1 pseudogene is annotated in these 483 nt (G+C 34.2%); it reads left to right on the top strand.

The features are described 5' to 3' along the window. Positions 1-483, top strand: a pseudogene (gene cmeC, locus NY022_RS09570) (multidrug efflux transporter outer membrane subunit CmeC); the annotation flags it as partial.

Below are 483 nucleotides of genomic sequence, written 5' to 3'. Positions count from 1 at the left end.
GAACAAGCTGCTGCTCAATTAGGTATAGATTTTAGCAGTTTGTTGCCAAAATTTGATGGTAGCGCAAGCGGTAATCGTTCAAAAACAGCTATAAATGCTCCAAGCAATCGAACCGGGGAAGTAAGTTACGGTAATGATTTTAAAATGGGGCTTAATTTAAGCTATGAAATCGATCTTTGGGGAAAATATCGCGATACATATCGCGCCTCAAAATCAGGCTTTAAAGCAAGTGAGTATGATTATGAAGCTGCAAGACTTTCTGTTATTTCAAATACGGTTCAAACTTATTTTAATCTTGTAAATGCTTATGAAAATGAAAATGCTCTTAAAGAAGCCTATGAATCTGCAAAAGAAATTTATAGGATTAATGATGAAAAATTTCAAGTTGGCGCTGTAGGTGAATATGAACTTGCTCAAGCAAGAGCCAACTTAGAAAGTATGGCTTTGCAATATAATGAAGCAAAATTAAATAAAGAAAATTAC

It is taken from the genome of Campylobacter sp. MG1 (assembly GCF_026616895.1).
Classification (GTDB): domain Bacteria; phylum Campylobacterota; class Campylobacteria; order Campylobacterales; family Campylobacteraceae; genus Campylobacter_E.
This window is presented reverse-complemented; position numbering and strand designations above follow the sequence as displayed.